General features: G+C 61.3%; 6 protein-coding genes. 4 read left to right on the forward strand and 2 right to left on the reverse strand.

The window, feature by feature from the left end; genetic code table 11:
* Positions 1-632: 632 nt before the first annotated feature.
* From ACLZN2_RS10420 to ACLZN2_RS10435, 4 genes are all read left to right on the forward strand, one after another.
* The gene (locus ACLZN2_RS10420) at positions 633-2420 is read left to right on the forward strand and encodes an IS1634 family transposase (RefSeq protein WP_416978073.1); all 1788 of its coding nucleotides are present in this window, start codon (positions 633-635) and stop codon (positions 2418-2420) included.
* A gap of 230 nt (positions 2421-2650) precedes the next feature.
* Positions 2651-3697, forward strand: coding sequence for an ROK family protein (locus tag ACLZN2_RS10425; protein ID WP_416978074.1), 1047 nt, complete (start codon positions 2651-2653; stop codon positions 3695-3697).
* Between the two features lie 28 nt (positions 3698-3725).
* On the forward strand, positions 3726-4490 hold the full coding sequence (locus ACLZN2_RS10430) for a carbohydrate deacetylase (protein WP_416978075.1): 765 nt from the start codon (positions 3726-3728) through the stop codon (positions 4488-4490).
* 56 nt (positions 4491-4546) lie between these two features.
* Positions 4547-5785: a pentapeptide repeat-containing protein gene (locus ACLZN2_RS10435; protein ID WP_416978076.1), complete on the forward strand. Its 1239-nt coding sequence runs from the start codon at positions 4547-4549 to the stop codon at positions 5783-5785.
* Positions 5786-5883: 98 nt separating this feature from the next.
* On the opposite strand, the gene ACLZN2_RS10440 is transcribed toward ACLZN2_RS10435, so the two are convergent.
* Positions 5884-6843, reverse strand: coding sequence for an ROK family protein (locus tag ACLZN2_RS10440; RefSeq protein WP_416978077.1), 960 nt, complete (start codon positions 6841-6843; stop codon positions 5884-5886).
* 19 nt (positions 6844-6862) lie between these two features.
* The gene (locus ACLZN2_RS10445) at positions 6863-8365 is read right to left on the reverse strand and encodes an alpha-amylase family glycosyl hydrolase (protein WP_416978078.1); all 1503 of its coding nucleotides are present in this window, start codon (positions 8363-8365) and stop codon (positions 6863-6865) included.
* Between the last annotated feature and the right edge of the window lie 385 nt (positions 8366-8750).

Consider the following 8750-nt stretch of genomic DNA (forward strand, 5'->3'; position numbering starts at 1 on the left):
ACTCCTCGTTTCGCCTGTTCAGGCGGCTGCGGAGGATACGAGATTCGAACTCGTGAGGGGTTGCCCCCAACACGCTTTCCAACTGTCCGCGCGGCCGTACGGGGGCGTCCGTGGGCGTTCGCGTGGCAGGTCAGAGCGGATGCGCGTACGGCAGTGAACGGTGGCGGTCATCGGCGCACTGGACAAAGAACAGGACAACGAGCGGCCCAGAATCGATGCCTTGGGCCCCGCCATGAGCGCTGATCGGGCACCGAGCCGAAGTAGGGACGCAGGTCAGCGAGCCGGTCCGTGTCCAGCGGACCCAGCTTCAGCAGGACAGCGGGGATGGGGAAGATACTGCGGCAGGCACGGGCCACCTCATGATCAACGGGCTTAGACACCACGATGATCACGAAGCCCGTGCCTGCTCAGCTATCCGCCCCAACCGGTCCTCCCCGACCAACCGCATGCCTCGGGAACTTGCATCAGCCCTGACCGGGGTTCCGCAGCTGATGGCTGGTTCGTGGCACGGATGCGGGTGTTGTCGCAGCTCACGGGGTTCCGGTCTGGTGGAACGGCCAGAATCGCCTAGTAACACGTTTCATGCGACTACTGTGCGTTGACCTGCCCTGATGCTGTTATGGTCTGGAACCATGTACGTTCGGGCGACCACGCGGAAGAACAAGGACGGCTCGACCGTGCGCTATCTGCAGCTGGCGCACAACGAGTGGGATGCCGCCACCGGCACCTCCCGCCCGCAGGTGCTGCACAGCTTCGGCCGCGAGGACCGCGCCGCCATCGAGCGCCTGGTCGCCTCGCTGACCAGACTCCTGGACCCGGCCGCCGCCCTGCGCGCCACCTCCGGCTCGGAGTTGACCTTCCTCGCGTCGCGGCCGATGGGTGGCGCCCACGCCCTGGACGGTCTGTGGCATCGCATCGGCATCGACACCGTCATGAAGAAGCTCCTCAAGGGACGCCGCCTGGACCCCGCCGCCGAGCGGGTGCTGTTCGCCCTGGTCGCCAATCGGGCCCTTTCTCCCAGCTCCAAGCTGGCGGCCACCCGCTGGATCGAGCACGACACCCACATCCCCGGCCTTGCTGCCACCAACGATGACGCCTGCTACCGGGCGATGGACTGGCTCCTGGCGATCGAGGACAAGCTCGCCGAGGAGGTCTACTGGCAGGTCGCCGACCTGCTCAACCTCGAAGTCGACCTGCTCTTCTTCGACACCACCTCCACCTACTTCGAGACCGGCGAGCCAGACACCCCCATTGCCCGCGGCGAGCACGGACGCCGTGTCGAGGAAGAAACAGCCACCGCACCGCAGTTGACCGGCACCGGCACCGGCACCGGCACCGGCACCGGCACCGGCGATGGCGATGGCGATGGCGATGGCGATGGCGATGGCGATGAGAGCATGAAGTCGTTCCGCGCGTACGGGAAGAGCAAGGACCACCGCCCGGACCTGCCGCAGGTCGTCATCGGCATGGCCGTTACCCGCACCGGCATCCCGATCCGGATCTGGAGCTGGCCGGGGAACACCGGCGACCAGGCGCTGATCCGCCAGGTCCGCGAGGACCTGCGCGAGTGGAAGCTCACCCGCATCGTGTGGGTCGCCGACCGCGGCTTCGCCTCCGAGCAAAACCGCCGCTTCCTGCAACGCGCCGGCGGCCACTACATCCTGGGCGAGAAGATCCGCTCAGGCTCACCCGCCGCCCAGGCCGCTCTCTCCCGCCAGGGCCGCTACGCGCACGTCACCGACAACATGCAGGTCAAACAGGTCCAGCTCCCCGATACCGCCGACCGGTTCGTGATCTGCCACAACCCCGACCAGGCCACACGCGACGCCGCGATCCGCGCCGACCTGATCACCCAGCTCGAAGGGGAGATCAAGAACTCCGACAAGCTCACCGCGACCCGGCGCGCCGAACTGCGCGGCAAGCTGTCCACCAAGCCCGGCCTGAACCGGTTCCTGCGCGCCACCCCCGGCGGACTGCTGCGCATCGACAAGGCGGCCATCAAGGCCGAAGAACGCCTGGACGGCAAGTTCCTGCTGCGGTGCAGCGACCCGCATCTGTCCGCCGAGGACATCGCGACCGGCTACAAGCAGCTGCTGGAAGTTGAACGCGGCTGGCGAGATATGAAAACGATCATCGATCTGCGGCCCGTCTACCACCGCAAGGAAGACCGGATACGCGCCCATGTCCTACTCTGCTGGCTCGCGTTGCTCCTGATCCGTATCGCCGAGACCACCTGCGACGACACCTGGCTCAACCTGCGCGAGGAACTCGAACGCATCCACGTGGGCACCTTCGCCGGCCCCGCCGGAACCTTCCGCCAGCGCACCGAGACCACCCCAGCCCAGCGCGCCATCCTCGCCAAGCTCGGCCTCACCGAGCCCAAGCGCATCATCACCCTGGAACCCGACACAAGCGCCTGACCAGCGCGAACGCCATCGCCTAGACACACGCCGATCCGGCGTGTGTTCACGCATACCCGCAGGTCAACCCGCATTTTCGTGTACTAGAGCGCCACCGCAGCTGCGGAACTCAGGCCTGAGGGACGTACTTTCTCGTTCATCGGACAAGTAGAGCGCGGTCGGCGTAATGTGTCTTCTCGCACTGTCTCTGGCTGGCTAGAGCCTTCGGCCCGAGGAGCTGAGGACCGGGAATGTCGGAAGCCCTTCTTCTGGTGATCAAGCTCGAATCCAACCAGGGGCAGCTCACACCTGTCCTGATGAGAGACGGCAACCCACAGTTATTGCAGTCCTCCATGGAATGGGACCCCCCGGAGGCCGTAGGGGAAGATTCCGGCCCGCGCCTTGCGGAAGAGGTTGCCCGCCGTATCCGGCATTTCACGACACGAAATCCCGGAATGCAACCACGCGGAGTCGCCGTCACGTTACCCGGAACTCTGAACGGGACTCAAGAGGTACTGAGCTCCAAGCGTCTCGGAATTTTCGAACGCATCAATTTCAGTGAAGTTGTCATGGATGCCGGCGGCCCGCACGTCCATCTGTACCACGACACCGAGTGCATTGGTGTGGGAGAAGTGCAGTACGGAGGGGGCGAGGCAGCAGGAGCAGATCCGGATCTCCGAAAGAATTTCTGTTATCTGCTGGTCGATGAGGGAATCGGCTCGAAGATCTTCATCGATGGGACTCCACTGGCAGGGGCAGGATCCGCAGGGCACCTCGGTCGACTCATTGTCCAGCCGGACGGAGCGTACAACGAAACGTTTGCATCCCGGGGGCCCTTGGAAGTTTTCTCTTCCCGCCCATGGGTGAGTTCTAACATGGTCGGCCTTTTGCGTGCGGAACGCGGGAAGGTCGGCCTTTCGACAACCAGTAGCTCCGCGTTCCGTCGCTTTCTGCAGGCGGCATCTGATGCTGAATGGACCTCGCTGAGCTATGAGCAGATGAATGCCGGCATACGCGATCGCGACCCCATAGCGACGGCAGTGCTGGAAGACGCCGCAAAGTATCTCGGGCTCGCACTGAACGCCGTCATAACGATCACGCACCCGCCCCGAATCCTGCTCGGCGGAGGGATGATAACCGATCTCGACGGGTTTGCCGACTCCGTCATTGGGCACGCACGTCGATTTTCCTGGGAGCTTGCCTGGAATCGCGTCAGCATCCGTAAAGCCACGCTGGGACGCAAAGCCCAGCTGCTGGGCGCCGCAGCGCTCCTGGCGAGCACACTCAGCATCGAATAGCACTAATCGGGACTCATGAGGTGGACAAGTGACATCTGTTGTGATCAACGCAGACGACTTCGGACTGTCCGACGGCATCTGCCGCTCGATCCGTGAGCTGCTCGATTCCGACGCTGCAAGTAATACCACGCTGATGATGGCTGCCGACGGTTCTCGCACACGCATGAAGAACTGGGGGGTCCAGGAATTGCTCGGCGTCGCCGGCGTCCATCTCCAATTGACCAGCGGAGTCCCGCTGAGCCCGGCCAAGGAAATCCCCACTCTGGTCAACCCGAAGACCGGACGGTTCTGGGCACGCGAGGAGATCGGGAGAGTTGAACCGAGCGAGGTCGCACTGGAGTGGTCGCGGCAGATCGAGCTGGCGAACGAAGCATTAGGCGGTTCCCCTACTCACATCGACAGTCACCGTGGAGTGAGCAGGATCCCCGAGTGCATCCCCGTTTTCGTGGAGCTAGCATCTCGGTACGCTCTTGAAGTACGAGGTCACCCGGGCGAGACAGAGGCCCTCATGAAACAGAAGGGAGTCACCGGCTCAGTGAGCGTCATCCGCGAATGGACCGGACGTAATCTCGATGCGCACGTCCTCATGGAGATGGTGGAGAACAAGGCCTCGCAAGGAGCGGATCTCATCGAGATTGTGACGCACCCTGGCTACAGCGATGCGTACCTCGAATCTGTTTCCGGACTCAGCACGGCACGAGACGGAGATCACCGAGTGCTGCTCGAACTTCTGGAGGCTGGGTGGCCGGAGTCGCATGGATACCGCCGCGGGGCGTTTACGAGGGCGCGTTGAAGGACTGGCCAGCCTGAGGAAGGTACACGAAAGTGGCCTCACACGAAGCTCTGAGCATGCTGCAGGCTGGAGCCGCTGCCTGGGTGGAGTACTGCTCCACCCAGGATCGAATGATTGATCTCACCATGGCGGACCTGGCCGACACCGATTTCTCCGGCATCCTGTTCGAATCCTGTGATTTGAGCGGGACAAACTTCGACACAGCCAACCTCGATCGCAGCACATTTCGGAACTGCAAGGCGAACAACACCATATTCTCGAACTGCAGCCTCGTGAAGGCTGAATTCGCGGAGTGCGATCTGAGGCAGGCCGACTTCAGCAGTGCCGTACTTCGCGGTGCCAGCTTGTCTGGCTGTCTGCTGGCCGGAGCCGATCTCAGTGAGATCTCTGTCAACAAATGCAAGCTCATTGATGTCGACATAAGCAACGTCAGCCTTGACAAGGCTCGACTGACGAACTCTTCCGCAACTCGTGTCTCAATCTCCCACATAGGCGGAGGTGCCCTGACCGTCGACAAAGTGATCGCAGATGATCTGAAGATGGAAGACGTCATCCTGTCCTCTCTGACGTGGAAGGACTCACAGGTGACGGGAGGGGCTCTCCGCGACGTGGACATTGGCGCAGGGGAGCTATGTAAGCTGACTATCCGGAACGTGAAGATCGAGCGGTTCGCATGCCGGGCGACCGCGACCGGCCTCGATCTGTCGGTAAGTGAGATCCAGGAATCCGATCTCACGCCGCTCGGCTTGTCCACTGCCATCATGTGGAACACTTCGGTCGTAGACTGTACGTGGCCACCACAGACAGGGAAGACGAACTGGCTCGGATCGCATTCCACTAGTCCGAATCTGCTCCGACAGCCGGTGCAAGATCTGCGCGGTATTTCCCAGGTGCTACGCAGAGAGATCGCGGACGCGCAGTTTCTGCGCGAGCGGTTCCTCCGCTCCACCAGCCTGAGGAGTCGATTCGCGCTACGTCTATGGGGCGCCAGTTGTATCTTCGGGCAGAGTTTGGGCCGCTTGGCAGTGTGGACGTTCATTCTCATGGTGGTGCACGCGCTGGCGTATCTCGCGAGTTGCCACGCGTTGTTCGATCTGAGGCGGAAGCCGCAGCTGGCGCTGACAGCGCTGAGGGAGACCGTTGAGTCGTTCTTCGGTCTTAAATCGGCTGGCGATTCCGCGGCAAGTGCGGCCACATCAGCCGTTTTGACCCTTGGACAACTGATCGGTTTTGTGATTCTCGGCCTTTTCATTTCGGTCGGAGCGTCCTCGATTTCCCGACTGTCAGCCGAATAAGGGGACGTCACGCAGGCCATCGGAGGCCAATGGCGGCAAGATCGGCAGGGCGCCACCTGATCAGCGACAGGACGGCGCCACGCTCACGGTTCTATGATCTAGTTTTCACTCTCCTTGAAGAGAGAAAAGAGTGCGGCTCCGATCATGCCTCCCTCGTTCCCGAAGCTTCCCGGACGGATAGTGGCTGTTGCCACCCTGCGATGAGCCTTCGCCTGAGCTTCACGAATGGCCGCATCGGCATACAGGCCGAAGCCTGCGTCTGTGGAGGTGGTGGATTCCACGACGCCGCCCCCGATGGTGACAAGCCCTGGATTCAGCAGGTTCATGGCGTAGCTGATGCCCAGGCCCAGCCAGGTGCCGGCGACTTCCAAAGCTTCTTCGGCCGCGGTGTCGCCTTGCTGTGCTGCGCTGACCACGGCCGGGAAATCACCAATCGCCTGGTCCCCACCCGCGTCGTGGTAGTGCCGAACGATAGCCGGCCCGGAAGCGACTGTTTCGATGCACCCCTTGTTTCCGCAGCTGCAGACAACGTCGCCGGCCGGAGCAACTTTCATGTGTCCGAGGTACCCGGCGAAACCGTGCTCTCCGAGCAATGGTCTTCCCTGGCTGACCAGGCCAGCTCCGACGCCGGTGCCGACGACCACGTGAAGGAGTGAGTCAGAGTCCTGTTGACTCACGAACTCTGCCCAGGTGGAAGCTCGGCCGTCGTTGACCACGTGAACGGAGGTGAGGCCAGCGTTGTCTGGCATTAGCAAGGCGGCCCAGTCCACGTTCTCATAGCCCTCGAAGTGACCTGCTTTGAGGACGACGCCATTCTGGGTCACGGATCCGGTGGTGCAAATGGCGAGATCGAAGCCGTTCGGCCGCACCCGTTCCTCGTATGCGGTAACCAATCGCCGGACGCTATGCAGGAGGTCATCGAAGGAACGTGAGTGGATAAGAGCGGGATCACCCTTCTCCGTGATCCTTCCACTCGTGGCGGAGACCTCGACGATTCCATGCTTGACAGATGAACCGCCAATATCAAGCGCGTAGACAGATTTAGTCCCTGTATTCACGGGAGAAGTGTATCCTGAATCACTCCGGCCTGGCAATATGTCGAACATTTGGATCGTGTGTGAAAATGGCAAACCCGAGAGGACCCAGCCCGTGCCGGAAGTAGCGCTGACTGAAAATCGACTCACCCAGTGCGCTGTCGTCCAGCTGGAGTTCTTGCTGGTCATGCAGGTTGGCAACTAACGTGTATCGCCCACGCTCCCGTCGGATACACAGCCCGTGTGCACCGATACGGTGGATGGCGTCAGCCGCGAGATCACCTTTGCATGCTAGCTTCCCTTTGACGGAACTGAGCAAGTCCAGCATGTGTTTGAGGCGTTGTAGGCGCCCTATCCTGGCGAAGTTCTGCAGGCTCGCATCGGGAATAGGAACCCGGTTCAGCCGCCGCGGATCCGTGAACCTCAGATCCAGTTGCTCGGGGGAGAATCCAAGTACTGCGGGCAGGTAGAGGTAGCACCATCCGGATGCCAGGGAGGTGATGGCGACCGCCAGATCTATGCGTGCCTCGACGTTTTCCTTCGCAGTGTCGACCTCGAGGAGTGCAGGCAGACTGCTGTTGATTTCATAGATCCTGTCGTCTATGACTCGTACCGGGAAATTGGCACAGGCGGCGGCCCGGATCAGTGATTCGATGACCCGAGGTGGTGTCAGGTCGGAGCGCAGATATATCCCGTCGTGTGATCGTGGGTAGCGGATAAGGTTGTGGCCGATGTTCCAGGTACTCTTCAGATGCTTCACGATGATGTCGGGGTCACGTTCAAGCAGGCAGGCGGCGAGCTGCGCCGGATAGGAGAAGTCGATGATGGCATCAGTTTTCGGGTGAGGGTCTTCGAAGTATGTGATGCACCGTTTCTCGCAGTCGAGCTGCGTTATGCTTGCCAAACCAAAAGATCGAACTCGGGCAACCATGTCGCGTGTCAGCGCGATGGACTTCGGGCTGTGCCGATGGCGCCCTCCCGGCTCCTTTCCATAGTAGGCTGGCGCATCAAGACGAACCCCCCACACGTTATGCCTCTTGAGCCATTGCAGATGCCTTTTAATAGCCGTCACCACCTCGTCGTCCTCAAGGTTGATGTCGAAGGCGTCTGCGGTGAAGGTCTGCCATATGTACCATTTCTCGCCGTTAATGATGTGCGGCCTCATTACCGAGCCTCCGCGAGGGGCGGCAGGGTATTCTGCCAGTGATACGTGCTTCATTGTAAATAACTGACCTCCGCTTTCCAGGGGTCTGGCGAAGAAATCGCGCACGAACTGATGGCTGGAGCCCACATGGTTATAGATGCCATCCACTATCAAGTGTCGATCGTTTCCCAGGTCGGCTATATCCGACCAGTCCCCCAAGTCGGCATTGACTGAGAACCAGTCCGACGGGGCGAATCCATCGTCGCCGTCGGAGGGATAGAAGGGCAATAAATGCAGTGCGACTCGGGGCGGCACCCATGAGTGTAGGAAGGAACGCAGTGCCTTGAGTGAAGAATGCTTCCCGGAGGGAATGGAATCAGCGTAAGAGGCTAGAATGATCACGATGACTCCTGAGGCTCAGGGGAGTACGCGTTCTCCATGCGCTTTTCGATCGGATCGGCGCACGGTGGTAAAGTCAGCATGGTAGCGGTTCAACCGTCCGACCTTAATAGCTTTGTTGGATCGCTCGACAAGCGGCGTGATCTATTCCCCTTTTCCTCGTCGAGCTGCACCACGGAGTCAGGGCTGATGCAAGTTCCGGAGGCGTGTGGTTGGTCGGGGAGGGCCGGTTGGGGCGGATAGCTGAGCAGGCACGGGCTTCGTGATCATCGTGGTGTCTAAGCCCGTTGATCATGAGAGGGCGGTACGTGACGTGATGCCCGTTTCGGGCCTTCGGGTGGGGCTGTCGGGCTGGTCGTGGCCTGACCAGGCGGCTACGACTGCGGCT

The sequence above is a fragment of the Streptomyces sp. T028 genome (assembly GCF_048159505.1).
Taxonomy (GTDB): domain Bacteria; phylum Actinomycetota; class Actinomycetes; order Streptomycetales; family Streptomycetaceae; genus Streptomyces.